General features: G+C 65.2%; 28 protein-coding genes. 19 read left to right on the top strand and 9 right to left on the bottom strand.

What is annotated here, in order from left to right; translation table 11 throughout:
- Nucleotide 1: 1 nt before the first annotated feature.
- The 4 genes from JKL46_RS00485 to JKL46_RS00470 form a co-directional block, all read right to left on the bottom strand.
- Nucleotides 2-277: a hypothetical protein gene (locus JKL46_RS00485; RefSeq protein WP_246529075.1), complete on the bottom strand. Its 276-nt coding sequence runs from the start codon at nt 275-277 to the stop codon at nt 2-4.
- A 20-nt stretch (nt 278-297) separates the two neighbouring features.
- A complete protein-coding gene (locus tag JKL46_RS00480) occupies nt 298-1,017 on the bottom strand; it encodes a Crp/Fnr family transcriptional regulator (RefSeq protein WP_201829184.1) in 720 nt (239 codons plus the stop codon).
- Between the two features lie 154 nt (nt 1,018-1,171).
- Nucleotides 1,172-1,549, bottom strand: coding sequence for a response regulator (locus tag JKL46_RS00475; RefSeq protein ID WP_201829182.1), 378 nt, complete (start codon nt 1,547-1,549; stop codon nt 1,172-1,174).
- A gap of 130 nt (nt 1,550-1,679) precedes the next feature.
- Nucleotides 1,680-2,672: a 2-hydroxyacid dehydrogenase gene (locus JKL46_RS00470; RefSeq protein WP_201829180.1), complete on the bottom strand. Its 993-nt coding sequence runs from the start codon at nt 2,670-2,672 to the stop codon at nt 1,680-1,682.
- Nucleotides 2,673-2,837: 165 nt separating this feature from the next.
- On the opposite strand from JKL46_RS00470, the gene JKL46_RS00465 reads away from it, so the two are divergent.
- Together JKL46_RS00465 and JKL46_RS00460 are read left to right on the top strand one after the other, a co-directional pair.
- The gene (locus JKL46_RS00465; protein WP_201829178.1) at nt 2,838-3,374 is read left to right on the top strand and encodes an SH3 domain-containing protein; all 537 of its coding nucleotides are present in this window, start codon (nt 2,838-2,840) and stop codon (nt 3,372-3,374) included.
- A 72-nt stretch (nt 3,375-3,446) separates the two neighbouring features.
- On the top strand, nt 3,447-3,596 hold the full coding sequence (locus JKL46_RS00460; RefSeq protein ID WP_201829176.1) for a DUF3096 domain-containing protein: 150 nt from the start codon (nt 3,447-3,449) through the stop codon (nt 3,594-3,596).
- Between the two features lie 19 nt (nt 3,597-3,615).
- Here JKL46_RS00460 and JKL46_RS00455 read toward each other — a convergent pair whose 3' ends face one another.
- The 3 genes from JKL46_RS00455 to irr all read right to left on the bottom strand — a co-directional run bounded on the left by JKL46_RS00455 (nt 3,616) and on the right by irr (nt 5,638).
- On the bottom strand, nt 3,616-4,023 hold the full coding sequence (locus JKL46_RS00455; RefSeq protein WP_201829174.1) for a hypothetical protein: 408 nt from the start codon (nt 4,021-4,023) through the stop codon (nt 3,616-3,618).
- A 149-nt stretch (nt 4,024-4,172) separates the two neighbouring features.
- Complete coding sequence (locus JKL46_RS00450; protein ID WP_201829172.1) at nt 4,173-5,048, bottom strand: EamA family transporter; 876 nt, start codon at nt 5,046-5,048, stop codon at nt 4,173-4,175.
- Nucleotides 5,049-5,167: 119 nt separating this feature from the next.
- Complete coding sequence (gene irr / locus JKL46_RS00445; RefSeq protein WP_246529074.1) at nt 5,168-5,638, bottom strand: Fur family transcriptional regulator Irr; 471 nt, start codon at nt 5,636-5,638, stop codon at nt 5,168-5,170.
- 233 nt (nt 5,639-5,871) lie between these two features.
- Between irr and fabA the strand changes: the two genes are divergently transcribed.
- The 10 genes from fabA (at nt 5,872) to JKL46_RS00395 (ending at nt 17,534) form a co-directional block, all read left to right on the top strand.
- Complete coding sequence (gene fabA, locus JKL46_RS00440) at nt 5,872-6,393, top strand: 3-hydroxyacyl-[acyl-carrier-protein] dehydratase FabA (protein WP_201829168.1); 522 nt, start codon at nt 5,872-5,874, stop codon at nt 6,391-6,393.
- 217 nt (nt 6,394-6,610) lie between these two features.
- Nucleotides 6,611-7,834 (top strand): beta-ketoacyl-ACP synthase I, encoded by a 1,224-nt coding sequence (fabB, locus tag JKL46_RS00435; protein WP_201829166.1) that lies wholly within the window; start codon nt 6,611-6,613, stop codon nt 7,832-7,834.
- Between the two features lie 158 nt (nt 7,835-7,992).
- A complete protein-coding gene (fabI, locus tag JKL46_RS00430) occupies nt 7,993-8,823 on the top strand; it encodes an enoyl-ACP reductase FabI (RefSeq protein ID WP_343073991.1) in 831 nt (276 codons plus the stop codon).
- Between the two features lie 247 nt (nt 8,824-9,070).
- A complete protein-coding gene (locus JKL46_RS00425; RefSeq protein WP_201829162.1) occupies nt 9,071-11,710 on the top strand; it encodes a sensor domain-containing protein in 2,640 nt (879 codons plus the stop codon).
- A gap of 118 nt (nt 11,711-11,828) precedes the next feature.
- A complete protein-coding gene (locus tag JKL46_RS00420; protein ID WP_201829160.1) occupies nt 11,829-12,455 on the top strand; it encodes a thioredoxin domain-containing protein in 627 nt (208 codons plus the stop codon).
- Between the two features lie 165 nt (nt 12,456-12,620).
- Entirely contained in the window at nt 12,621-14,141 is a 1,521-nt protein-coding gene (gene murJ, locus JKL46_RS00415; protein WP_201829158.1) for a murein biosynthesis integral membrane protein MurJ, read from the top strand.
- Nucleotides 14,142-14,332: 191 nt separating this feature from the next.
- Nucleotides 14,333-15,373: a tryptophan--tRNA ligase gene (gene trpS / locus JKL46_RS00410; protein WP_201829734.1), complete on the top strand. Its 1,041-nt coding sequence runs from the start codon at nt 14,333-14,335 to the stop codon at nt 15,371-15,373.
- 82 nt (nt 15,374-15,455) lie between these two features.
- Nucleotides 15,456-15,953: a universal stress protein gene (locus JKL46_RS00405; protein WP_201829156.1), complete on the top strand. Its 498-nt coding sequence runs from the start codon at nt 15,456-15,458 to the stop codon at nt 15,951-15,953.
- A 345-nt stretch (nt 15,954-16,298) separates the two neighbouring features.
- Complete coding sequence (locus tag JKL46_RS00400; RefSeq protein WP_201829154.1) at nt 16,299-16,859, top strand: NifU family protein; 561 nt, start codon at nt 16,299-16,301, stop codon at nt 16,857-16,859.
- 81 nt (nt 16,860-16,940) lie between these two features.
- Nucleotides 16,941-17,534 carry a malonic semialdehyde reductase gene (locus JKL46_RS00395; protein ID WP_201829733.1) on the top strand — a complete coding sequence of 198 codons (594 nt, stop codon included), beginning with the start codon at nt 16,941-16,943 and terminating at the stop codon, nt 17,532-17,534.
- Nucleotides 17,535-17,703: 169 nt separating this feature from the next.
- Here JKL46_RS00395 and JKL46_RS00390 read toward each other — a convergent pair whose 3' ends face one another.
- Entirely contained in the window at nt 17,704-18,288 is a 585-nt protein-coding gene (locus JKL46_RS00390) for a TetR/AcrR family transcriptional regulator (protein WP_201829152.1), read from the bottom strand.
- 69 nt (nt 18,289-18,357) lie between these two features.
- Between JKL46_RS00390 and JKL46_RS00385 the strand changes: the two genes are divergently transcribed.
- The 5 genes from JKL46_RS00385 to olsA all read left to right on the top strand — a co-directional run bounded on the left by JKL46_RS00385 (nt 18,358) and on the right by olsA (nt 21,480).
- Nucleotides 18,358-18,786, top strand: coding sequence for a VOC family protein (locus JKL46_RS00385; RefSeq protein ID WP_201829150.1), 429 nt, complete (start codon nt 18,358-18,360; stop codon nt 18,784-18,786).
- A gap of 251 nt (nt 18,787-19,037) precedes the next feature.
- Nucleotides 19,038-19,721: a tRNA (adenosine(37)-N6)-threonylcarbamoyltransferase complex dimerization subunit type 1 TsaB gene (gene tsaB, locus JKL46_RS00380; RefSeq protein WP_201829148.1), complete on the top strand. Its 684-nt coding sequence runs from the start codon at nt 19,038-19,040 to the stop codon at nt 19,719-19,721.
- Between the two features lie 10 nt (nt 19,722-19,731).
- A complete protein-coding gene (locus JKL46_RS00375; protein WP_201829146.1) occupies nt 19,732-20,217 on the top strand; it encodes a GNAT family N-acetyltransferase in 486 nt (161 codons plus the stop codon).
- A 55-nt stretch (nt 20,218-20,272) separates the two neighbouring features.
- On the top strand, nt 20,273-20,713 hold the full coding sequence (locus JKL46_RS00370) for a Fur family transcriptional regulator (protein WP_201829732.1): 441 nt from the start codon (nt 20,273-20,275) through the stop codon (nt 20,711-20,713).
- Nucleotides 20,710-21,480: a lyso-ornithine lipid O-acyltransferase gene (olsA, locus tag JKL46_RS00365; RefSeq protein ID WP_343073990.1), complete on the top strand. Its 771-nt coding sequence runs from the start codon at nt 20,710-20,712 to the stop codon at nt 21,478-21,480. The genes JKL46_RS00370 and olsA overlap by 4 nt, the downstream gene beginning before the upstream one ends.
- Before the next feature lie 128 nt (nt 21,481-21,608).
- Here olsA and gcvA read toward each other — a convergent pair whose 3' ends face one another.
- Nucleotides 21,609-22,538, bottom strand: coding sequence for a transcriptional regulator GcvA (gene gcvA / locus JKL46_RS00360; RefSeq protein WP_201829144.1), 930 nt, complete (start codon nt 22,536-22,538; stop codon nt 21,609-21,611).
- 120 nt (nt 22,539-22,658) lie between these two features.
- On the opposite strand from gcvA, the gene JKL46_RS00355 reads away from it, so the two are divergent.
- Both JKL46_RS00355 and JKL46_RS00350 read left to right on the top strand, forming a co-directional pair.
- The gene (locus JKL46_RS00355) at nt 22,659-22,898 is read left to right on the top strand and encodes a DUF1127 domain-containing protein (RefSeq protein WP_201829142.1); all 240 of its coding nucleotides are present in this window, start codon (nt 22,659-22,661) and stop codon (nt 22,896-22,898) included.
- A gap of 19 nt (nt 22,899-22,917) precedes the next feature.
- Nucleotides 22,918-23,601 (top strand): glutathione S-transferase family protein, encoded by a 684-nt coding sequence (locus tag JKL46_RS00350; protein WP_201829140.1) that lies wholly within the window; start codon nt 22,918-22,920, stop codon nt 23,599-23,601.
- Nucleotides 23,602-23,847 lie beyond the last annotated feature (246 nt).

Genomic DNA, 23,847 nt, shown 5'->3' with positions numbered 1-23,847 from the left:
GTCAGGGGGTCAGGCCGTGATCCAATCGATCCCGCACCCAGCTCACCGCATCATTGAGCGTGGCGAGAACCGGGGGTGTCGCACTGATCAGGCTGCTGCACGGACCGAAGCCCGCCTCGAGAAACCAGCCTCCGGCGCGCTCGTCCCCGCCGGCGGTTTCCTCAGACGTCACCCAGGTGAAGACGGCCACCAATTGCCCATCCGCGAGAATGAGCTGTCCTTCATGCCTGCCGCCATCCGCCAAAACCGGCATGGGCTGGAGAGTGATGTCACGCATCGTGTATCCGCAGTTTGAGGCTACCGGTCTTCGTTCTGGAGGCTGAGATAGGTGTGGTTGAACTCGCCCACGCTCTTCAGCCGCTCCCAGTCGAGAATGGTCAACGCGTCACCCTGGAAACGGATCATCCCTTCCTTGCGCAATTCCTGCAGCACGCGATTCACGTGGACCGTCGAGAGACCGAGCGTGTCGCCGAGTTCCGCCTGCGTGATCGGAAGGTAGATCGTGTCGCCCTCGATGCGGCCGACCGCCTTGAGTCGCAGGAAGAGTTCGCAGATCAGCTGCGCCATATGCGCCGTGACGGAAAGACGTCCCATGGCGGTGAGCCATTCGCGGTGGATGGCGCCGTCGATCAGGGTATCGAGCCAGAGCATGCGGGTGAGATGCGGAAACTCGGCGGTGATCTTTTCCAGCGTCGCGTGAGGGACTGTCGCGATGCGGCAGGTGGTGAGTGCCAGGACTCCATGGTCCATCGTCTTCAAGAGAAAGCTGTGAAGGTCGATGAAATCGCCGGCGATCTGCAGAGCGGAAATCTGCCGCCGTCCGTTCGACACGATCTTGTATCGCGCGGCGAAGCCGTCGAGGAGCAGGCAGCTCTCGTTCGGGCGATCTCCCTCGCGCACGATGTCCTCGTCGGCCTCGACGATCCGAATCCGCGCGATCGCGTTTTCCAACGCTCTTTTCTCGGCGTCCGACAAACTGTCGCGCTGTTCGAGCTTCAAAATCAGGGGGTTGGTCATAAGGGCCGCAGAACGAAACAGGAAATTCTGTTCTCGCCAAAGACCAATCTCGGCCGCACTCACATATGTTATATTCCTAGAATGGTTTTAGGGTGCGCGTCGCCTTGTCCCAAGCTTCACGATTTCGGCGAGCGGCCCGGGTGCTCCGGGTGGTCTAAGCGAGCAGGGCCTGTATGACCTGCGCCGGCGTGTTTTCCGCATAGGGCTTGGCGATGAAAACCGCGGCTTCGGGCAGCAGGCAGCAGGCCGGTTCCAGGTGACCGGACGTGACTACGAGCGAAATATGCGGCCAACAGCGGCGCACGAGGGTGGCAAGCTCGAGGCCGTTCATGGAGCCCGGCATCCTCACGTCGGTAAAGACGACCCGAATGTCGTCACGACTCCGGAGCACCTCCTGCGCCGCCTGCGCATGGACGGTCTCGATCACCTCGAACCCGGCATCCTGGAGCGCGTCGGCGGCTGCCATGCGAACGAAGGGCTCATCCTCGACGAGGAGCACCACGGGCCGCTGCGGGGTCGGGTGGCCGTTCATGAGAGCAGGGGGCGCTCGCGGGAAAGGTGGGGTCTACGCGGTGGGAACGCGAATCAGTGGAACTAACCTATGTTAGTCTGCTCATGTCGTGACGTTAGTGCAAGAGACAAAATTCCGGTCTGTTTCCCGCTTACAGCATGCTCGGAAGCACCCGGTCCGGCGGCTTGTGGCCGTCGACGAAGGCCCGGATGTTGACGATCACCTTCTCGCCCATGGCGACCCGCCCCTCATGGGTGGCCGAGCCCATATGGGGCAGGAGCACCACCTTGCCCTGCTTGGCGAGGCGCACGAGGCGCGGATTGACGGCGGGCTCCTCCTCGAACACGTCGAGGCCGGCGCCGGCGATGGCACCCGCCTCGATGAGCTTGGTGAGCGCAGCTTCGTCGATGATCTCGCCGCGGGCCGTGTTCACCAGGATCGCGTCGGGCTTCATGAGCTTGAGGCGCCGGGCCGAGAGCAGGTGATAGGTGGCGGGCGTATGCGGGCAGTTCACGGAGACGATGTCCATGCGCGCCAGCATCTGGTCGAGGGATTCCCAATAGGTCGCCTCGAGCTCGGTTTCGATCTTCGGCGGCACGTGGCGGCGGTTGTGGTAGTGGATCGACAGGCCGAAGGCCTTGGCGCGGCGCGCCAGCGCCTGGCCGATGCGGCCCATGCCGACGATGCCGAGGCGTTTTCCGGTGATGCGCCGACCGAGCATCCAGGTCGGCGACCAGCCGGCCCATTCCCCGTCGGGGATCACGCGGGCGCCCTCCGGGATGCGGCGCGCGACGGCGAGGATCAGCGCCATGGTCATGTCGGCGGTGTCCTCGGTGAGGACGCCGGGGGTGTTGGTGACGGCGATGCCTTTCGCGACCGCCGCCGCGACGTCGATGTTGTCGACCCCGTTGCCGAAATTGGCGATGAGCTTCAGGTTCGGACCGGCTTGGCCCAGCACGGCGGAATCGATCTCGTCGGTGATCGTGGGCACCAGCACGTCGGCCGTGCGGACGGCGTCAGTGAGCTCCTCGGGTGAGAGCGGCTTGTCCTCGAGATTGAGGCGCGTGTCGAACAATTCGCGCAGACGCGTCTCGATCACGTCGGGCAGGCGGCGGGTGACGACGACGACTGGTCTCTTCTTCATCGGTTCAACGTCCCCCAACATTGAAAAAGCCGCGAAATGCAAAGAGTTTCACGCTCTCTTAACCCTGACTCGGCGATCAAAGGTGACGACCCGCCGCGTGGCGGTTTCCGTCAAGCTTCTCTACCAGAGCCTCGACTCAAGACAAAGACACCATCCGGGGGAACCATGCGCAAGATCGTCCTTGCCCTTGCTCTTGTCGGCCTGAGCGCCTTGCCGGCGCCGGCCCAGCAGCAGCCTCCGGGCGGGCGTCTCGGCACCGGCCTTCCCGTGCCGCGCTATGTGAGCCTCAAGACCGACCGGGTGAACCTGCGCGAGGGGCCGTCGAAGGATCACCGGACCGCCTGGGTGTTCCAGCGCGCCGGCCTGCCCGTGGAGATCATCGCAGAATACGAGACCTGGCGGCGCATCCGCGATTCGGAAGGCACGGAGGGCTGGGTGCTGCATTCGCTGCTCTCGGGCCGGCGCACGGCGCTCGTCATGCCCTGGGCCAAGGGCAACCAGCCGCCGATCACCCTGGTCGACCGCACCGACGACAAGGCCGGCGTGGTGGCTCATCTGCAGCCGGGCGTGATCACCAACATCAAGGGCTGCGACGGCAAATGGTGCCGCGTGATGATCGTGATGGACGGCGCCCGCGATGTGGACGGCTATATCCAGCAGGAGAAGCTGTGGGGCGTCTATCCCAACGAGACGGTCGAGTAGGATTTTTCCGATTTATCAAGCAATGGGCGGGTAGAAGGCAACATCGTTTCCATCTCCAGGAAAGTCTGCCCCTTGACCCTTTCTCTCAGCCTTAAAAACGCTCTCCCGATCCTCGCGCTGGTTCTCGCCGCCGCTTCGATCGTGGCCCCGCGCTTCCTCAATGTCATCGTCGCGATATTTCTCGTCGCCTACGCGCTGGTCGGATTCGGGCTGCTGCGCTAGCGCGGCAGCCCTATTTACGCTACTTCGTCGCTGAGGGCGCGTGCCAGGGGAATGGCCAAGGTCCGGGCAGTCCTCGGAAGTCCTGGTCCACGACCTCCTTGGGTCGGTTGAACTTGGCCTCCATGCTGTTCGTCGAAGCATGGACCCGGACCCCGCACACCCAATGCGGGACAGGGAAGACGAGCCCGGCACAGATGGGTGAAATGACGAATAGAACGTAGCCGGTTGGAGCTGTCGCGGTGAAATCGAGATCCAGAATCCCGTCTTTCGGCGGAACGATGTAGATCCAAGGATTCAATCGCGGATTCGTCCAACCCGTAGAGTTCACCTTCCCACATGCCGATACCGTGATGGCCAGGGGAGCACCGGCGACGACATCCAAGCCTTCGACGCGAACCTCTTCGACGCTGTAAACCCGTGAGTCCATGACAGGCCTCCCTGTATAGGCCCCCCGATCGGGTTGATAGCATGAACAGCAAACAATCTTAGATTGCTAATAAGTGCTATATTCAACCTGAAGAGGTACCTGCAAGGATCGAATTCGAGCCTGTAATTTGGGACGGGTGCCAGAGACCGTTAACGCCGAAGCGAACCCATCAGGCGCGGGCCGAAGATATTGAAGGCGAGGCCCAGCACGATCACGGCGCCGCCCATGGCCTCGATCGGATGCATTTCCTCGCCGAGGATGAGGGCCGAGCCCAGAATGCCGGCAACGGGCACGAAGAGGGCGAAGGGCGTGACCGTCGCCGCCGGATGGCGGGACAGGAGATAGGCCCAGATCCCGAAGGCGAAGATCGTGGTCGGGTAGGCGAGATAGGCCACGGCGAGCAAGGTATTCCGGTCGATCTGCGTCAGCGCCGTCCAGACCGTACCGGGACCGTCGAGCCACAGCGAGAGGCCGAGGAGCGGCAGCGGCGCCACCAGGCTCGACCAGACGATGAAGCCGAGCATGTCGACCCGGCCGGCCTTCTTGGAAACGATGTTGGCCACGCCCCAGGAAGCGGCAGCAAGCACCGTCATGAGGAAGGGCACCGCCCCGCCGCCGGTCATGCGCGGCCAGGCGATCAGGATGAGGCCGAAGCTCGCGACGAGGCCGCCGATCACCTGATGCGGCCCCGGCCGCTCGCCCATGACGAGGGCGGCGAAAAGGATCGTGAAGAAGACCTGCGCCTGCATCACCACGGAGGCGAGGCTCGCCGGCATGCCCAGGCCGAGCGCCGCGAAGAGCAGGCCGAACTGAGCGACGCCGAGGAAGAAGCCATAGGCGACCACCCGGCGCCAGTCGGTCTTCGGCAGCCGGACGAAAAAAACGGCCGGCAGGGCCGCGAACAGAAAGCGCAGAGCCGCGAGCAGCAGCGGCGGCATGGTGCCGACCCCGAGCTTGATGACGACGAAGCTCAGGCCCCAGATGGCCGTGACGAGAAGAGCGGCGAGGATATGGCTGAGCGGCATTGGAAGCATCGGACCCAAAAGTGGAGGGCACTTTTGGGATTGATCCGATGCTCAATCCCATGAGCTGCGCATCGTTCGGCGCAGAAATCCAACCGCCGCCGTTGCGATGGGACGGAGACTTAGGCGCTCTTGCGGCGCAGGCGCACGATGACCTCGACGCCGGCCACTTCCATGCCTTCGGGAGGCTCGGGCAGGTCGGCGACGCTTAAGCCCGAAGTGGGCATGTCGACGATCTCACCCTCTTCCTCGAGGAAGAAATGGTGATGCTCGGTCGGGTTGGTGTCGAAATAGGCCTTGGCTCCGTCCACCGCGAGCTGGCGCAGGAGGCCCGCTTCCGTGAACTGGTGCAGAGTGTTGTAGACGGTGGCCAGCGAGACCGGGACACGGGCCCGGGTCGCCTCGTCGAACAGCATTTCGGCCGTGATATGCCGGTCGCCCTTGCCGAACAGGAGCCAGCCTAAGGACACGCGCTGCCGGGTCGGGCGCAGGCCCACGCGGCGCAGCTTGTCCCGCAGCTCGGACACGGGGCATCCCCTCCGGTGAGCCGGGGCGATGGTAGACTCGATATAGGCGGACAAAGGATCGGTCATCGGCGGAACTGATTGGACGAATAGGGGCTTCTAACACCACAATCATAAGAAAGCGAGAGGGTTGCCGCAAGGCGGCCCTTCCGGGTAGCGCTCGGCATGATTTCCCGGCAGGTGCAGGAATCCTGCCGGGGTCCTTTGATGGATGGCCAAGCCTGTGCTACCAGAGCCGCATTCACGGCCCCGAGGCGTTCTTGAGGCCCCCTTTAAGACCGAGGAAAGGATCGGCATCCGGAATGGCCCGCCAGTCCAGCTTTACCTATGAAGAGCTCCTTGCCTGCGGGCGCGGAGAGTTGTTCGGCCCCGGCAATGCGCAATTGCCGCTTCCCCCCATGCTGATGTTCGACCGCATCACCTCCATCGGTGAGGACGGCGGCGCCTATGGCAAGGGCCATGTGGTCGCCGAGCTCGACGTGCGGCCGGACCTCTGGTTCTTCCCGTGCCACTTCAAGGGCGACCCGGTGATGCCGGGCTGCCTGGGGCTCGATGCCCTCTGGCAGATGACCGGCTTCTTCCTCGGCTGGGGCGGCTCGGCCGGTCGCGGCCGGGCGCTCGGCGTCGGCGAGGTCAAGTTCTCCGACCAAGTCCTGCCGTCCGTCAAGAAGGTGGTCTACGGCGTCGATCTCAAGCGTGTCTTCCGCTCCAAGCTGGTGCTCGGCATCGCCGATGGCTGGCTCGAGGCCGACGGGCGCCGGATCTACGAGGCGAAGGACATGCGCGTCGGCCTGTTCCAGGCAGAGACGCCCGCCGGCGGCTGAGGCATCGGAGGCGGTGACCCAACGTCAGCGTCTCCATCATATTGACAAAGCGTGATCTTTTTTAAAGAACCGGCCCTGCTGTTCGGCCGTGCGTTTTGTGGAGCGGGAACCACGCTTTCATCCCATTCGCATGGCTTAAGTGTTGAGAATGGGCGGCGTCGACCTTACGTGTTGAATCGTTAAGGCTGACATCGAAGATCCTTTGAAGAGGTAGGCTATGAGGCGCGTCGTCGTCACCGGAATGGGCATCGTGTCGTCCATCGGCAACAACACGCAGGAGGTGCTGGCCTCTCTGCGCGAAGCGAAGTCCGGCATCAGCAAGGCCGAGGACTACGCCAAGTACGGCTTCCGCTGCCAGGTGCAGGGTGCGCCGAGCCTCAACCCGGAAGAGATGGTCGACCGGCGCGCCATGCGCTTCCATGCGCGCGGCACGGCCTGGAACCATGTGGCCATGGATCAGGCGATCCGGGACGCGGGTCTCGAGGAGACGGACATCTCCAACGAGCGCACCGGCATCATCATGGGTTCGGGCGGGCCTTCCACCCGCATCATCATGGAAGCCGCCGACATCACCCGCGAGAAGGGTCCCAAGCGCATCGGTCCCTTCGCGGTGCCCAAGGCCATGTCGTCGACCGCCTCAGCGACGCTTGCGACCTGGTTCAAGATCAAGGGCGTGAACTATTCCATCTCCTCGGCCTGCGCGACCTCGAACCATTGCGTCGGCAACGCCTACGAGATGATTCAATACGGCAAGCAGGACATGATGTTCGCCGGCGGCTGCGAGGATCTGGACTGGACCATGTCCAACCTCTTCGACGCCATGGGCGCCATGTCCACCAAGTACAACGACACGCCCACCCGCGCCTCCCGCGCCTATGACGCCAACCGCGACGGCTTCGTCATCGCCGGCGGCGCCGGCGTGCTGGTGCTGGAGGAGCTGGAGCATGCCAAGGCGCGCGGCGCCCGCATCTACGGCGAAATCGTCGGCTACGGGCTGACCTCCGACGGCTACGACATGGTGGCCCCTTCGGGCGAGGGCGCGATCCGCTGCATGCGCATGGCGCTCAAAGACGTGCACGACCCGGTCGACTACATCAACCCGCACGCCACCTCGACCCCGGTCGGCGACCAGAAGGAGATCGAGGCGATTCGCACGGTCTTCGGTTCCGGCGACAAGTGCCCGCCGATCTCGGCGACGAAGTCGCTCACCGGCCACTCGCTGGGCGCCACCGGCGTGCAGGAGGCGATCTATTCGCTGCTGATGATGAACAACCGCTTCATCTGCGAGAGCGCCCATATCGACGAGCTCGATCCGGAATTCGCCGACATGAACATCGTTCGCAGCCGCGTCGACGATGCCAAGATGGACACGGTCCTGTCGAACTCCTTCGGCTTCGGCGGCACCAATGCCACACTCGTCTTCAGCCGCTACAACGGGTAAGACACAATCATCAACCTGAGACAGGTCCATGCGATGCCCCACCGATTTTCAAGGGGCCTCGCATGGACACGCTTCATCACACCATTCTTCCGGCCCGCGATGCACACTTTCATAACAATTGGCGTCGCACGATGGAGCCGATGCATAGGGGGACCCAAGTGACCGGTCTGATGCAAGGAAAGCGCGGCCTCATCATGGGCGTCGCCAACGACCATTCCATCGCCTGGGGCATCGCCAAGACCCTGGCCCAGCACGGCGCCGAACTCGCCTTCACCTATCAGGGCGAAGCCCTCGGCAAGCGCGTGACGCCGCTCGCGCAGTCGCTGGGCTCCAGTCTCGTCATCCCCTGCGACGTGGAGGACATCGCATCCGTCGATGCCGTGTTCGACACTCTCGACAAGCAATGGGAGAACCTGGACTTCGTGGTCCACGCCATCGGCTTTTCCGACAAGTCGCAGCTCAAGGGCTCCTATGTGGACGTCACCACCCGCGAGAACTTTTCCCGCACCATGGTGATTTCCTGCTTCTCCTTCACGGAGATCGCCCAGCGCGCGGCCAAGCGCATGAAGAACGGCGGCTCGCTCCTCACCCTCACCTATGGCGGCTCGACCCGGGTCATGCCGAACTACAACGTGATGGGTGTGGCGAAGGCGGCGCTGGAAGCCTCCATGCGCTACATCGCGTCCGATCTTGGCCCGCAGGGGATCCGCTGCAACGCCATCTCGGCCGGTCCCGTGCGCACGCTTGCCGGCGCAGGCATCTCGGATGCGCGCCTGATGTTCACCTATCAGAAGGCGCATGCTCCGCTTCGCCGCACGGTGACCATCGAGGATATCGGCGGCTCGGCGCTCTATCTGCTCTCGGACCTCTCGAATGGCGTCACCGGCGAGATCCACTACGTGGATTCCGGCTACAACGTCATCTCGATGCCCCGCCCGGAAGTGCTCAAGGCCCAGGATGCGGCCGGCGTGACCGGCGAAGAGGGCTGAGCGCCGGCAATTGCCGCACGGCCGCCGGGTCGAACCGTCCTGGGCAACGGCGATGATTCCCCGCAACCTTGGCCATTGCCGCCGAGGTCGCTGCGGGACGGGAAGCGCTTAACCTTACTCGTCAATCATAGATCGAAGCTGTATTTCAGGAATTCCGAAAAGGAACGGCCAGCATCAATCCGCCATGGACAGATCTCGTAATGTGAGACAAGGATTTATCTCATATTCGCGGTTGCTGGTCTGCTGAATGCAACGTCACGATGATATCCCATTCGCTTCTGCCTACGGCAGGGCTCGTGAAGACTTGCATCTGCCGCAGAGGAAAGAACGATCACTTACTGAAAGCCTGTATCGTTATGCGTTCGAGCTGAGCCGCCAGATCCCCTGGATGGCGGACGCGGAAGGCAACGTCATACAGGTCGGTCCCGGCTGGGCGGAATGGATCGGCCAGCAGCCCGAGGAGCTGGTCGGCAAGGGTTGGGTCAAGCTGGTCCATCCCGACGATCTGCCTCGGCTGGTCGAGACGCGGCGCAAGAGCCTGGCCACGGGCGAACCCTATCAATGCGAATACCGGATCAGAACCGCTGACGGCACCTATCGCTGGTGCCGTTCGAGCTCGGCCGCCGGCCGCGACGAGACCGGAGCGATCGCGTTCTGGTACGGCACCACGGAAGACATCCACGACCGCAAGGATGCGGAACAGACCCTCCAGGGCCATGCCCGGGTGCTCGAAATGGTTGCCGCGGGACAGCCGGTGGGCGAGATCCTCGCGGCGCTCTGCCGGCTCGCGGAAGAGAGGATTCCCGAGGCGCGCTGCTCGATCCTGCTCTACAACCCCGAGAGCAACCTGCTCCGGCACGGCGCGGCGCCGAGCCTTCCGGCGGCCTATTGCGCCGCCATCGATGGCGTAGGCGTCGGGCCGACGGTCGGCTCCTGCGGGACGGCCGCCCACACGCGCAGTAGCGTCATCGTCACCGACATCGCGACGGACCCGCTCTGGTCGAAATGGCGCGATCTTGCCCTCTCCTATGGCCTGCGGGCCTGCTGGTCGAAGCCCGTCTTCTCACGCTCCGGCGAGGTGCTCGCGACGCTCGCACTCTATTACGACGAGCCCCGCGCCCCGACGCAGGCCGAGATCGAGCGCATGGATGCCGTGCAGCACCTGGCGGCGCTCGCCATCGAGCGGCAGCGCGACGACGCGGCCCTGCGCGAGAGCGAGGAGCATCATCGCAACTCCGTCGAGCTCAATCCGCAGATCTCCTGGACGGCCGATCCACAGGGCGATCTCCTCGACATATCCTCCCGTTGGCAGGATCGCACCGGAATAAGCGTGAGCGAAGCGGAGGGCTCCGGCTGGAGCAGAGCGCTTCATCCCGAGGATCGCCCCAACGCCTTGCGCGAATGGTCCCGCTCGATCGCGACGAGCGAGCCGCTCGATGTCGATTACAGGCTGCGCATGGCCGACGGATCCTATCGCTGGTTCCGCTCCCGCGCCGCGGCCCGCCGGGCCGAGGACGACAGCGTCGTGCGCTGGTACGGTACTGTCGAGGATATCCACGACCGCAAGCTTACCGAGGAAACCCTGCGCTGGGCCGCGCATCACGACGATCTGACGGGGCTCGCCAACCGCAGGCTCTTCCGCGAACGCCTCCAGCGCGCGCTCGACGCGGCATCGGAGGCGCATCCGGCCACCGGCCTGCTGGTGATGGATCTCGATCATCTCAAGCAGATCAACGACAGGTTCGGCCACGACGCGGGCGACGATCTCCTGAAGGAATTCGCCCATCGCCTGCGCAGCGTTGCGCGCAGCACCGACACGATAGCCCGCCTTGGCGGCGACGAATTCGCGGTGATGTTGCCGGGCATCGCCGGAGAGCCGGATATCGTCGCCATGGCCGATGAGATCCTGTCGCGCATGCAGGAGCCTCTGAAACGCGACGGCAAGCTTCTCGATTGCCGCGCCAGCATCGGCGGCGCCATCTCCCTCGGATTCGGCATGAGCCCGGAGGAGCTCCAGAAGCAGGCGGATCTCGCACTCTACCGCAGCAAGACGTCCGGACGGGGCTCGTTCCGGATGTTCGTGACAACCATGCGCGAGGAGGCCCAGAAGAACGCCTCCGCACTGGAGGTGGCGACGAGCGCATTGGCGTCGGACTGGATCGTGCCGTTCTACCAGCCCAAGATGATCCTGGCCGCCGGCACGCTGAACGGCTTCGAGGCGCTTTTGCGCTGGCACCATCCGCGCAACGGAATCCAATCGCCGGAAAAGATCGCCCCGGCCTTCAACGACACGGAACTCGGCACCGCCATCGGCGAGCGCATGCGCGCCTGCATCTTCCGCGATCTGCGCCGCTGGCGCGAGGCGGGCCTGCCCATCGGCCGGATCGCCATCAACGTTTCCGCCGCCGAATTCCGGCGCGACAACTATGCGGAGCGCGTAATCGACGAATTGCGGCATGCGGATCTGCCGGCAAGCTGCCTCGAGGTGGAGGTGACCGAGAGCGTTTTCCTCGATTCCGGTGCCGGATACGTCGAGCGGGCTTTGCGTGCTTTGAGCGCTGAGGGCGTCACCATCGCCCTCGACGATTTCGGCACCGGCTATGCGTCGCTCTCGCATCTCAAGCGCTTCCCGGTCGATGCGATCAAGATCGACCGGACCTTCGTGAGCGGCCTGGAAACCGACGCGGGCGACGCCGCCATCGTCAGGGCGCTCCTGAGCCTCGGCCGCAATCTCGGCATCGAGGTCGTCGCCGAGGGCGTCGAGACCGCGGTTCAGCAATCGCTGCTGCAGCGCCTGAGCTGCGACCTCGTGCAGGGCTACCGCATCGGCCGTCCCATGCCGGCGGAGGACGTACCGTCCTTCATCGCGTCGTGGACGGGGATGTGAGCGAGCGTAACGGGCGCTTAACCCAACCCTCACGAAGCTGCGAGAAGATAAACCTTGGCCATGCCATCGCCATGATCGGCCGGCACGAGTGGCGCAGTTTTTGAGAGAGTTCCCATTCATGATCGTGTCCCGCCGCGTTCTTCTTGCCGGACTTGCCCTTGCCGGCGCGAAGGCTCCCGCCTTCGCGCAATCCGCGCCCGAGCCGCAGATGATCCCGGTGGAGCTGATCGAGAACACGCTGAACCTGCCCTCCATCGCGAAGCTGGGCCACCAGCATGGCGACGTGATCATGGTGGAGTATTTCGACTACAACTGCCCCTGGTGCAAACGCTCCGCGCAAAGCTTGCCCGACCTGCTGAAGGCCGAGCCGGAGCTCACCTATGTGCTCGTGAACTTCGCGGTGCTGAGCGCGCAGTCGGTGGCCGCGACACGGGCGGCGCTGGCCTATCTGAAGCTCTACGGATCCGAGCGCTACCTGCCCTTCCATCTCGCCCTGTTCAAGCTGCGCGGCACGGTCGACGGCCCCCGCGCTCTGGCCGAGGCCGAGCGTCTCGGTGGCGATACGAAGCGCATGACCGAGATCGCTGACAGCGCGCAGACGACGCAATGGATGAAGGATGCGTTTTCAACCGGCAACGATCTCGGCCTCGTCGCCACCCCATCCTTCCTGATCGGGACGGAAGCCTATATCGGCGGCATGAGCCTGGAGCAGAAGCGCGAGGCCATCGCCCGGGCGCGGGGGTGAGCTGTTTTATACCCTCAACGTCATCACCGGCCTTGTGCCGGTGATCCCGATTGCATAGAGCGCGGCGCCTCAAGGGACCGAGATGGCCGGGATGAACCCGGCCATGACGTAAGCGTCTGAGAGGGAAGTTGCGGCCTCTCGGACGACCGGCTAAGCCCGAAGGGCATGTCGCTTATCCGCTCCTCCCTCCTGGTCGGTCTCGGCTCGGTCGCCTCGCGCGTTCTCGGCTTCGTGCGCGACGTGCTGTTCGCGCAGGCGCTGGGGGCAGGCCCGGTGGCGGATGCGTTTCTCGCGGCCTTCCGGCTGCCGAACCTGGTGCGCCGCATCGTCGGCGAGGGCGGGCTCAATCCGGCGCTGATTCCGGCCCTGAGCCGCCAGGAGCCGGAGGAGGCCGCGGCGATTGCGGGCGACGTGCTTGGCATCTTCGGGCTCGCGCTCCTCGCCCTGACAGGCGTCGTGGAGATCGGCGCGGGACTTCTCGCGTTCATTCTCGCGCCGGGCCTTCACGACGATGGAACCCTGGCGCTGGTGGCGCTCTATACGCGCCTGTCCTTTCCCATCGTCGTCTGCGTGACGCTGGCCTCCATCGGCGCGGCCCTTCTCAACATGCGCGGGCGCTTCGCGGCCACCGCTCTTGCGCCGCTCGTGGTCAATGGCGGGCTCATCCTGGCGCTCGTCGTCATCGAAGCAGGCTTCACCCTGCCGCTCGCCGAGAGGGCGGCGTGGCTCGCCGCCGCATCGAGCCTCGCCGGCCTGATCCAGCTCTGCATCGTCACTGCTGCGCTCCTGCACGACAGGCCGCGCCTCGTCAGCTTCCGTGCGCCGCGCTGGTCGCCGCTGATGAAGAACCTTTTGCTTGCCGGCTTTCCCGCCCTCGTGGCGAGCGGCGCGGTGCAGATCTTCATCCTGGCCGCCTCCCAGATCGCCTCGTTCTGGCCGTCCGGCGTGTCGTGGCTCTACTATGCGGAACGCGTGATGCAGCTGCCGCTCGGATTGATGGCCGCGCTCGGCGCGAGCCTGCTGCTGCCGGAACTCGCCCGGCGCTATCGGGCCGGCGAGTTGCAGGCCATCGCCGCGGCGCAGAACCGGGCGCTCGAGGCGGCGCTGCTGCTCTCCCTGCCTGCGGGCGCCGCCCTGGTGATCCTGGCCCGGCCGATGAGCGCGGTCCTGTTCGAGCGCGGCGCCTTCGAATCCGCGGATGCGGAAGGGACCGCCATGGTGCTCGCGGCGCTCAGCCTCGGCCTGCCTTTCGCCACCGTGGCGAAGGTGCTGAGCCAGAGCCTGTTCGCCTGCGGCTCCTTACGTGCGGCGCTCATGGCCGCCATCGTCGGTCTCGTCCTGACCGTGGTCGCCAGTGTCTTCCTCGCCTTTCCCCTCGGCCCGACCGGGATCGCGCTCGGGGTCAGCATCGGCTGTCTCGGCCATGCCGGCGCGGTGGCGTTCGGCCTGCACCGATTCGGCCTCTGGCAGCCTGACCGGGCGCTTGCGGTTCGCGTTGCGCGAACCGCGGCCGCGGTGCTCGCCATGAGCCTCGGGCTTCTTGCCGCCATGCGCCTGACTCCGCAGGCGGGCGCCGCGTCCTTGGCCGCCCTCTGCCTCGGCGGCCTCGCGCTCTATGCCCTCGCCGCCTTCGCCACCGGCGCCGTGACCCGCAGCGACTGGGCCTCTCTCACGAAAAACGCATGAGAACCCAAAAAACGCCTGAGAACCCATGAGAACCCTTGCATCGTGGCGCGGCCCTGTCATAACGCGCGCCTCAATGGACCATTTTCCGGCGAAGCGGTCCGTGCTTCGTCTCAAGAAAAGCAGTCAGACGATATCCGGGGCTGTTGGCGGCTGACGTGGAACCGCACCTGCCCCTGTGGGAGTTCAAGGCGATGGCGCAGTTCAAGGAGCTGGTATTCTCGGGCGTTCAGCCGACCGGAAACCTTCATCTCGGGAATTATCTCGGCGCCATCAAGCGCTTCGTGACGATGCAGGAGACCCACGACTGCATCTACTGCGTCGTGGACATGCATGCGATCACGGTGCCGCAGAACCCGGCCGATCTCACCCGCCAGATCCGCGAGGTGACTGCCGCCTTCATCGCCGCCGGCATCGACCCGAAGCGCCATATCGTGTTCAACCAGAGCCAGGTGCCGCAGCATGCGGAACTCGCCTGGGTGTTCAACTGCGTCGCCCGCCTCGGCTGGCTCAACCGCATGACCCAGTTCAAGGACAAGGCCGGCAAGGACCGGGAGAACGCCTCCGTCGGCCTCTATGCCTATCCGGACCTGATGGCGGCCGACATCCTTGTCTATCGCGCCACCCACGTGCCGGTGGGCGAGGACCAGAAGCAGCATCTCGAGCTGACCCGCGACATCGCTCAGAAGTTCAACAACGACTGGGCCGAATCGATCGCCGCGCACGGCTTCGGCGAGGCCTTCTTCCCGCTCACCGAGCCGATGATCCAGGGTCCTGCGACCCGCGTCATGTCGCTGCGCGACGGCTCGAAGAAGATGTCGAAATCGGACCCGTCCGATTATTCGCGCATCAACCTCACCGACGATGCCGACACCATCGCCCAGAAGATCCGCAAGGCGAAGACCGATCCGGAGCCGTTGCCTTCCGAGGTCGAGGGCCTGAAGACCCGGCCTGAAGCCGAGAACCTGGTGGCGATCTATGCCGCGCTCATGGACATGACGCCGGACGAGGTGCTGCGCCAGCACGGCGGCTCGCAGTTCTCCGGCTTCAAGGCCGCGCTCGTCGACGTGGCGGTGACCAAGCTCTCGCCCGTCGCCGACGAGATGCGCCGCCTCATGGCCGATCCCGGCCATATCGATGCGGTGCTGGCTGACGGCTCCGCCCGGGCCCGCGCCATCGCTTCCGTGACCATGGACGCGGTCAAGGACATCGTCGGTTTCGTGCGCGCGCGCTGATGCCTAAAAATGCTGCTGATGCCTGGGCTTGCTCTTGCCCTCAGGGCAGGGCAGCATCTGTCCCGATGCAGGAGAGCGTGCTGTGAGCGGCAAGCGCCGATCCTTCGAATCCGGCCACCGGCCGAAATTCATGGTGGTCATCGACCAGACCCCGGAATGTGCCCGCGCAGTGCATTTCGCCTCAAGGCGAACAGCGCGCACTGGTGCGAGCCTGGTCATGCTCGCCGTGGTGGATCCGCCGGACAATTTCGAGTGGATCGGCGTCGGCGAAGCGATGATCGAGGAGGCGAGCGAAGAGGCGCAGAAGCGGCTCGATGCCGCCGCCCGCGAGGCCCGCAGCGCCGCGGGCGTCGAGCCGGAACAGGCGATCCGTGTGGGAAACCGGGCCGACGAGATCATCAAGCTCATCAACGAGGACGAGGACATCTCCTTCCTTGTGCTTGCCGCCGGCAGCGGCAAGGAGGGACCCGGCCCCCTGGTCTCGACGCTGGCCGGCAAGGCCGCCGCCTCCTTCCCCGTCCCCATCGTCATCGTGCCGGGCAGCCTGTCGGACGAAGAGATCGACGCGCTGGCGGGTTGAGGCGTCCTTCCCTCCCCCTTGCGGGGAGGGATCGAGGGTGGGGGTCGCAAAGTCGAAGCTCCGCACCTCATCGAAAGCATGAAAGCTGCTACAGCCTCATCTGTTCAACACTCATCCCGTCGAACCACCCCTACCCCTACCCCTCCCCGCAAGGGGGAGGGAAATCGCGCCACATTCGTCACCCGAGTCCGGATCCCGCCATGCGACCCCGGCCTTGACGCGAGTGAATACGTTCTCCCCTTGGAATCCACCCCGATCCATTCCACATTGAGACCGGAACCTGTTAGAACGATTCTAACACCCATGCTCGGCCGGCCTTGAACCGGCGCAGAGGATCTCGAAGCGATGTTCATCCAGACCGAAGCCACCCCCAATCCTGCAACCCTGAAATTCCTGCCCGGCCGCGTGGTCATGCCCGAAGGAACCTTCGAGGCGAAGACGCCCGAACAGGGCGAGGTCTCGCCCCTGGCGCAGCGCCTTTTCGCCGTTCCGGGCGTCACTGGCGTCTTCTTCGGCTACGATTTCGTCACCGTGACCAAGGCGGATGGCGAGTGGCAGCACCTGAAGCCCGCCATCCTCGGCGGGATCATGGAGCATTTCATGACCGGCGCGCCGCTCTTCGCCAACGGCTACGGCGCCACGGAAGAGGATGGCGAGGAGTTCTTCGACCCCGAGGACGCCTCGACGGTGGAGACCATCAAGGAGCTGCTCGAGACCCGCATCCGCCCGGCGGTGGCCGGCGACGGCGGCGATATCACCTTCCGCGGCTTCAAGGACGGCACCGTCTATCTCGTCATGAAGGGCGCCTGCTCGGGCTGCCCGTCCTCGACGGCGACCCTGCGCCACGGCATCCAGAACCTGCTGCGCCACTTCCTGCCGGACGTGCGCGAGGTGCAGGCGGTTTAACCTCCAGGTTTGATTCACGCCTGAGGTTTCAGCTATCGAAGCGCGGCCCCTTTCGAGCCGCGCTTTTTCTTTGGAGTTCGCCTGTTGTCCGCCCTGCCCGATGCCGTCCTCGACCGGCTTTTCCGCGACGCCCGCACTCATCGCTGGTGGCAGGACCGAGCGATCCCGGAAGCAACCCTGCGCGAGGTCGCCGAGCTTGCGAAAATGGGCCCGACGAGCGCCAATTCCTGCCCCGGCCGCTTCGTCTTCGTGGTGTCTCCTCAAGCCAAGGAGAAGCTTCGGCCGCATCTCGACGAAGGCAATCTGCGCCAGACCATGAGCGCACCGGCGACCGTGATCGTCGCCTACGACACGGAGTTCTACGAAAAACTGTTCTACCTCGCCCCGAACAGCCCGGATGCCCGCAGCTGGTTCGCCGGCAAGCCCGACGCGATCGAGCGGGCCGGGTTCCAGGGCTCGTGCCTGCAGGGCGCCTATCTCATCATGGCGGCTCGGTCGCTTGGGCTCGATTGCGGCCCCATGGGCGGGTTCGACCGCCGGGGCGTCGACGAGGCCTTCTTCCCCGGCGGCCGGTACAAGTCGAATTTTCTGATCAATCTCGGCTACGGCATTCCGGAAAAGCTCCATGAGCGCCAGCCGCGCCTCGCATTCGAGGATTTCTGCACGGTCGCGTGAAAATTCGGCTCAAATCTGCATCGCCCTAAGCCCTCATCCTGAGGGCCGCCGTAGGCGGCGTCTCGAAGGACGAGGGCGCCTCCAGTGTGCGCTGGATCCTCCTTCGAGACGCAGCTGCGCTGCTCCTCAGGATGAGGTTGGAGGTAGACCTGGATCGTCAGAATATCCCTCACGCGGGCGGCACGACCCGCTCGACGAGACTGATCATAGCCGACCTGAATGCTGCCGGATCGGAGCCCGCCTCGATGGCGAGCGCCGCCCGGTCGAAGGCCGCGGACAGTAGAGCGGTCATGGCCGGAATGGAAAAGGCGCGCGGTTTAGGCCCTAACGCTGCTTCCAGCCCTTCGCGCAGGCTTCGCGCGGCATGGGCCTCGTCGATGGAGGCGATTTCCGATGGTCCGAGCACGGCCGGGCCATCGACGAGAAGCAGCCGCGTCCGTCCCGGAACGGACATGGCGTCGAGATAGGCGAGGCTTCCGGCGATGACGGCCGCGCGCGGCGCCGGACCTGGAGACGCGGCCGCCTCGATCTCGTCGGCCACCGCCTGGGCCTCCCGTTCCAGCACGGCACGGAACAGATCGGGCTTGTCGGCGAAGTGGTGATAGAGCGCCCCGCGCGTCACCTTGGCCGCCTCGACGATCTCCGGCGTAGAGGTTTTGGCATAGCCCTTCTCGACGAAAAGCGCCCGCGCGGCCTCGAGCAGGGCTGCCCTGGTCGCCTCCGCCCTCTCGGGATTGGTTCGCCTTGGTTGCATACATACAGCCTGTATGTTATTTGCCAGAAACATGCAGAATGTATGTCAAATGGCGGAGGTTGAACAGGGATGAAGATTACGAGCTATTACCCGGTGATCCTGACCGGCGACGTGGCCGGCACCGCCGCCTTCTATGAAGCGCATTTCGGCTTCCGGCCCGCCTTCAGCAGCGACTGGTACGTGCATCTTCAGTTCGCCGGCGACGAATCCGTCAATCTGGCGATCCTCGACAGCGAACACGACACGATCCCGCCACAGGCCCGGCGCCCCGCCGCCGGGATGATCCTGAACTTCGAGATCGAGGATCCGGACGCCCTCTACCGGGAGGTACAGGCGGCCGGTCTGCCGATCCTGATCCCGCTTCGCGACGAGCCCTTCGGCCAGCGCCATTTCATCACCAGCGACCCTAACGGCGTGCTGATCGACGTGATCAAGCCGATCCCACCGAGCGCGGAATTCGCGGCACAATATGAGGCGAGCGCTTTGCCGCAGGGCTGAGGCACGACATCTGCAACCTCACCGCTGACGTTATCCTCCCACCGTCCATCCCACCCACCGACGTCATCCCCGGGCTCGTCCCGGGGACCCACGTCTTGGGAACCGCAGCGCTGCTAAGACGTGGGTGGCCGGGACAAGCCCGGCCATGACGGCGGAGGGAGCAGCGAGGCTCACGTGCCGAGGCCCGATTTCCGGGTTCCCTTTCCCGCGCTACCTGCTCTAAAGAAACGGAGACCTGACGGAGACGAAGCTTGCGTGTCCTTGCCATCGATACCGCCCTCGGCGCCTGCTCGGCCTGCATTCTCCAGGCGGGAGAGCCCGTGCCGCTGGCGGCCGAGACCATTCCCATGGAGCGCGGCCATGCGGAGGCCCTTATGCCGCTGCTCGACCGGCTTTCCGCGCAGGTCGAGGGCGGCTTCGAGGGGCTGGACCGGGTCGCCGTCACGGTCGGCCCCGGCAGCTATACGGGCCTCAGGGTCGGCATCAGCGCCGCGCGGGGCATCGGTCTTGCCGCCGGCATCCCGGTGGTCGGGGTCGCGACGCTCTCGGCCTTTCTCGCGCCCCTCATGGTCGGCGACCGGCGCGGGCTCTTCACCGCCGCCATCGATGCCAAGCACGGCCATATCTACATCCAGGCCATCGCCGCCGGCGGACGCACCATCATTCCGCCGGGACTCATGACCTATCGCGAGGCGATCCGCCTTCTCGGCTCCGGCCCGATCCTCGTCGCCGGATCGGCGGCTGCGATGCTCGCCGCCGAGGCGAGGGCACAGGGTGTCGAGGCCCATATCGGCGAAGTGTCGGGCTTTCCCGATATCGGCTGGGTCGCGCGGCTAGGCGCCCTCGCCGATCCGAATCAGGCCCTGCCGAAGCCGCTCTATCTGCGCGAGCCCGACGCCAAGCCGCAGGACGGGGCCCGAATCGCCCGGCAATGAGAATCTCGCAATGAGCATTCTCGACCGGTTCATCCATCCGCCCGCCCCGCGCTGCGCGGCTCTGGGCACCGAGGCCGCCGCGCGGCTTGCCGCCATCCATGCCTCCGCCTTCTCCCGCGGCTGGAGCACCCTCGACTTCGAGCGTCTGCTCGGAGAACGCGGCGTCCTCGCCGACGGGCTCTTTCTCGGACGCGCGTCCAAGCCGGCGGGCTTCGTCCTGTCGCGGATCGTGCTCGACGAGGCAGAGATCATCACGGTCGCCGTCGCTCCCGAGGCGCGGGGCAGGGGCCATTCACGCCCGCTCCTTGCGCACCATCTCGACGCGCTCTCGCGCAAGGGTGTTGCCCGCGTGCATCTCGAGGTCGAGGAAGGCAACCTGCCTGCGATCGCGCTCTATCGCCGCCTGCGCTTCGCGGAGACCGGACGCCGCGAGGGCTATTACCGCAAGCCCGACGGAACGAGGGTCGCGGCGCTGACCATGGCCTTGGCCCTCTAGCCCGTGTCCCCTATAAGCCTCGGTGAGGAGTAGGTAAGCCGTGGCCCCACGCAACATGACATCCGCCAAGCCGCGCCGGTCGGACGCCATCGAGCGCGCCTGCCGCAACAAGGGCCTGCGCATGACCGGCCAGCGCCGCATCATCGCGCAGATCCTCGACGCGGCGGAAGACCATCCGGACGTGGTGGAGCTGCACCGGCGTGCCGCGGTGGTGGACGACCGTATCTCGCTGTCCACGGTCTATCGCACGGTGAAACTGTTCGAGACCGAGGGCATTCTCGAGCGGCTCGATTTCCGCGACGGCCGCTCGCGCTACGAGCAGGCCGCGCGCGAGCACCACGATCACCTCATCAATCTCGAGACCGGAGCCGTGATCGAGTTCCGCTCCGAGGAGATCGAGGCGCTGCAGAACGAGATCGCAAAGCGGCTCGGCTACAAGGTGGTCTATCACCGGCTCGAGCTCTATGCGGTGCCCCTCGACAGGGACGAGGCGTGACGCAGATCGCCTCCGTCTTCCGGCTGCTCCTGCTCGGCCTGTGCAGCCTCGTGCTCATTCCGCTGCAGATGCTCGCCCTGCATTTCGGCTGGTCGTCGGTCCTGCACGTATTGCCGGTGTGGTTTCACCGGATTCTGCTCAAACTCTTCAATGTCCGCGTGATCGAGCGGGGTACGCCGCCCACCGACGCGCCGACCATCGTGGTGTCGAACCACGTCTCCTGGCTCGACATCCCCGTGATCGGCTCGCTGCATCCGCTCTCGTTCATCGCGAAATCGGAGGTCGCAGGCTGGCCCGTGGTCGGCCTGTTCGCGCGGCTGCAGCGCTCCGTCTTCATCGACCGCCAGCGCCGCAAGGCGACGGCGGAGGTCAACGCCGCCCTCGCCCATCGCCTCGTGAAAGGCGAGGCGATCGTGCTGTTCGCCGAGGGCACCACCAGCGACGGCAACCGGCTCCTGCCCTTCCGCTCATCCCTCGTCGGCGCGGCCCAGACCGCGCTGATGCACGACAGTGTCGAGCGCGTATTCCTGCAGCCGCTCGCCATCGCCTATACGAACCGCAACGGGCTGCCCGTGACCCGGCGCGAGCGCCCCTTCATCGCCTGGTACGGCGACATGGACCTTGGGCCCCATCTCAAACTGTTCATCCGCGGCGTTCCCCTCGACGTGGTCGTGACCTGGGGCGATCCGATCCCGTTCAACGGCAGCCGCAAGCAGGCGACCGCGTTCGCCGAATCGGAAGTGCGGCGCGCGCTGAAGGCGGCGTGAGCACAACACTCGTCATGGCGTCGCCTCCGCCGTCATCCCCGGGCTTGTCCCGGGGACCCACGTCTTTTGCAGCGCTGGGGGTCCAAAGACGTGGGTGGCCGGGACAAGCCCGGCCATGACGGGTTGGATTAAACCCTTGCCGCCTCCACATGCGCCCTTGCCTCCGCCAGCAGCCAGGACCGGAACGCGGAGAGCGCCGGGCGGTCGGCCGTCGCCTCGGGGCAGACGACGTAATATTGATAGGATCCCTTCACCTGCTGCGGGAAGGGCTGGATCAGGCGGCCGGCCTGCAGGTAATCGCCGATCAGCACGTTGGTGGCGAGCGCCACGCCCTGGCCGGAGGCCGCCGCCTGCAGGCAGAGATAGGTATGGGCGAAGCGCGGGCCTCGGGAGGTGTCGATGCCCGTCACGCCGATGGATGCGAGCCAGCGATCCCAGGTCGTGTAGTCCGGGATGGTCTCGACAGCTTCGTGCAGCAGCGTGTGATGGCGCAGATCCGCGGGCTCGTTCAGCGGCCGCTTCGAATCACCCATCAGGGATGCGCTGCAGACGGCGAAGAAATACTCCTCCATTAGAAGGTTCGAGCGCAGGCCGGGATAGTTTCCGCGCCCGAAACGGATCGCCACATCCACGTCCTCGCGGGCGAAATCGGTCAGCCGCGTATCGACGGAGACCCGCACCTCCAGATCCGGATGCTGCGCCTTCAGCGAGCCGAGACGAGGGATCAGCCAGCCGGCGGCGAAGCTCGGCATGGAGCTCACCGTGATCACGCTGGAGCGGTCGGAGCGCAGGGCCTGCGCCGTCGCGTCGTCGAGCCGGTCGAGAATGTCGGAGAGCGAGGCGGCGTAATGCTCGCCGAGCGGCGTCAGCACAACGCCGCGGCTCGGCTGGCGCAGGAAGAGCGGCCGCCCGAGCCAGGCCTCGAGCGATTTCACCTGCTGGCCCACGGCGCTCGCCGTCACGGCGATTTCGTCGCCGGCCTTCTCGAAGTTCAGATGGCGCGCCGCGGCCTCGAAGGCGCGTAAGGAATTGAGTGGCGGAAGACGGCGGCGGGACATGGCGGATCCGGTCTGATGCCCAAGCTTTCCTTGGGCTGAACTGAAGATCTTCTCGTTTGCTTATAACCTATCACAGGAGCACATTTCTCCTCAATGGAAAGCCATTCAAGGAGACCTGTCATGGCGATCGGATATGCCTCAGCAAATCTTGGGCTCCACGCTGCCCGCCGCGAGCACCGGAACAACGTGCTTGAGCTGCTCCTGCGCTTCGAATCCTGGCTCGACCGGCGCAAGAGCTCGAAGGAACTCTACCAGATGGACGACAGGGCGCTGGCCGATATCGGCTTGTCGCGGGCCGATGTGGATGGCTTGAATGCTGCCTCCTGGCAGGATCACCTGCCCACCACCTTCAGCCGCTGAAGTCCCGAAAGCCGACCCGATGAAGCTTTATTCCGGACCTGTCAGTCTCTTCTCGCGCAAGGTCGAAATCGCGCTTCGCGAGAAGGGGCTCGCCTTCGAGCAGATCCTGGTGCCGTTCACCCAGACGAAGGGATACAGCCCCCGGAACCCGGAGGTGATGGCGATCAACCCCAAGGGACAGGTCCCGGTCATCGTCGACGGCGATCTGTCCCTCTACGATTCGACATTGATCCTGGAATATCTCGAGGATGCCTATCCCGAGCCGGCGCTCTTTCCGAAGGCACCGGCGGAGCGCGCCCGCTGCCGATTGCTCGACCTCTTCGCCGACGAGGTCATGCTCGCCCCCTTGCGCTTCCTGATGCATCGCACCGAGCCGAAGCCCGACGATCTCGCGCGCCGGGACGCGCAGGAGCTGAAGGCACGGGAGGCCGAGCCGGTCCTTTCCGGCCAATTCGCCGAGCTCGACCGGAAGCTGCAGGGCCGGGATTATCTCTGCGGCACCTTCTCCGCCGCCGACATCGCGGTCTTCATGGCCGTGTTCTGGACCCGCCGCCTCGGTGGTCCATCGCTCAAAGGCCACGACGCCCTGGCCTCCTGGTATACGCGGGTCAGCGCGCGTCCGGCCTTCGCGAAGGTGATCGCCGAGATCCTCGCCGCCGATGCGGAATTGTCGGCGCCGGTGGAGGGCGCGTTTCGGGAGTGAGAGACATCGCCTGAAACTCACACCGCCCGTCATGGCCGGACTTGATCCGGCCACCCACGTCTAATGCATCGGACCCAAAAGTGGATTTGCACTTTTGGGATGATTCTGATGCTTTCTTCTTGAATGAGAGCATCGGTCGAGACGGATCCGTCCGATGCTCTTGGGAACCGTGGCGCTGCGAAGACGTGGGTCCCCGGGACAAGCCCGGGGATGACGAGACGGGTTTGCAACCGGCCGAAGCAACTG

Source organism: Microvirga zambiensis WSM3693 (genome assembly GCF_016735695.1).
GTDB classification, from domain to species: Bacteria; Pseudomonadota; Alphaproteobacteria; order Rhizobiales; family Beijerinckiaceae; genus Microvirga; species Microvirga zambiensis.
This window is presented reverse-complemented; position numbering and strand designations above follow the sequence as displayed.

Bases quoted from the DNA above. Each gene is read 5' to 3' on its own strand.
- JKL46_RS00485 (WP_246529075.1), bottom strand. From the start codon at position 277: ATGCGTGACATCACTCTCCAGCCCATGCCGGTTTTGGCGGATGGCGGC.
- JKL46_RS00480 (WP_201829184.1), bottom strand. From the start codon at position 1,017: ATGACCAACCCCCTGATTTTGAAGCTCGAACAGCGCGACAGTTTGTCG.
- JKL46_RS00475 (WP_201829182.1), bottom strand. From the start codon at position 1,549: ATGAACGGCCACCCGACCCCGCAGCGGCCCGTGGTGCTCCTCGTCGAG.
- JKL46_RS00470 (WP_201829180.1), bottom strand. From the start codon at position 2,672: ATGAAGAAGAGACCAGTCGTCGTCGTCACCCGCCGCCTGCCCGACGTG.
- JKL46_RS00465 (WP_201829178.1), top strand. From the start codon at position 2,838: ATGCGCAAGATCGTCCTTGCCCTTGCTCTTGTCGGCCTGAGCGCCTTG.
- JKL46_RS00455 (WP_201829174.1), bottom strand. From the start codon at position 4,023: ATGGACTCACGGGTTTACAGCGTCGAAGAGGTTCGCGTCGAAGGCTTG.
- JKL46_RS00450 (WP_201829172.1), bottom strand. From the start codon at position 5,048: ATGCCGCTCAGCCATATCCTCGCCGCTCTTCTCGTCACGGCCATCTGG.
- irr (WP_246529074.1), bottom strand. From the start codon at position 5,638: ATGACCGATCCTTTGTCCGCCTATATCGAGTCTACCATCGCCCCGGCT.
- fabA (WP_201829168.1), top strand. From the start codon at position 5,872: ATGGCCCGCCAGTCCAGCTTTACCTATGAAGAGCTCCTTGCCTGCGGG.
- fabB (WP_201829166.1), top strand. From the start codon at position 6,611: ATGAGGCGCGTCGTCGTCACCGGAATGGGCATCGTGTCGTCCATCGGC.
- JKL46_RS00425 (WP_201829162.1), top strand. From the start codon at position 9,071: ATGCAACGTCACGATGATATCCCATTCGCTTCTGCCTACGGCAGGGCT.
- JKL46_RS00420 (WP_201829160.1), top strand. From the start codon at position 11,829: ATGATCGTGTCCCGCCGCGTTCTTCTTGCCGGACTTGCCCTTGCCGGC.
- murJ (WP_201829158.1), top strand. From the start codon at position 12,621: ATGTCGCTTATCCGCTCCTCCCTCCTGGTCGGTCTCGGCTCGGTCGCC.
- trpS (WP_201829734.1), top strand. From the start codon at position 14,333: ATGGCGCAGTTCAAGGAGCTGGTATTCTCGGGCGTTCAGCCGACCGGA.
- JKL46_RS00400 (WP_201829154.1), top strand. From the start codon at position 16,299: ATGTTCATCCAGACCGAAGCCACCCCCAATCCTGCAACCCTGAAATTC.
- JKL46_RS00390 (WP_201829152.1), bottom strand. From the start codon at position 18,288: ATGCAACCAAGGCGAACCAATCCCGAGAGGGCGGAGGCGACCAGGGCA.
- JKL46_RS00385 (WP_201829150.1), top strand. From the start codon at position 18,358: ATGAAGATTACGAGCTATTACCCGGTGATCCTGACCGGCGACGTGGCC.
- JKL46_RS00375 (WP_201829146.1), top strand. From the start codon at position 19,732: ATGAGCATTCTCGACCGGTTCATCCATCCGCCCGCCCCGCGCTGCGCG.
- JKL46_RS00370 (WP_201829732.1), top strand. From the start codon at position 20,273: ATGACATCCGCCAAGCCGCGCCGGTCGGACGCCATCGAGCGCGCCTGC.
- gcvA (WP_201829144.1), bottom strand. From the start codon at position 22,538: ATGTCCCGCCGCCGTCTTCCGCCACTCAATTCCTTACGCGCCTTCGAG.
- JKL46_RS00355 (WP_201829142.1), top strand. From the start codon at position 22,659: ATGGCGATCGGATATGCCTCAGCAAATCTTGGGCTCCACGCTGCCCGC.
- JKL46_RS00350 (WP_201829140.1), top strand. From the start codon at position 22,918: ATGAAGCTTTATTCCGGACCTGTCAGTCTCTTCTCGCGCAAGGTCGAA.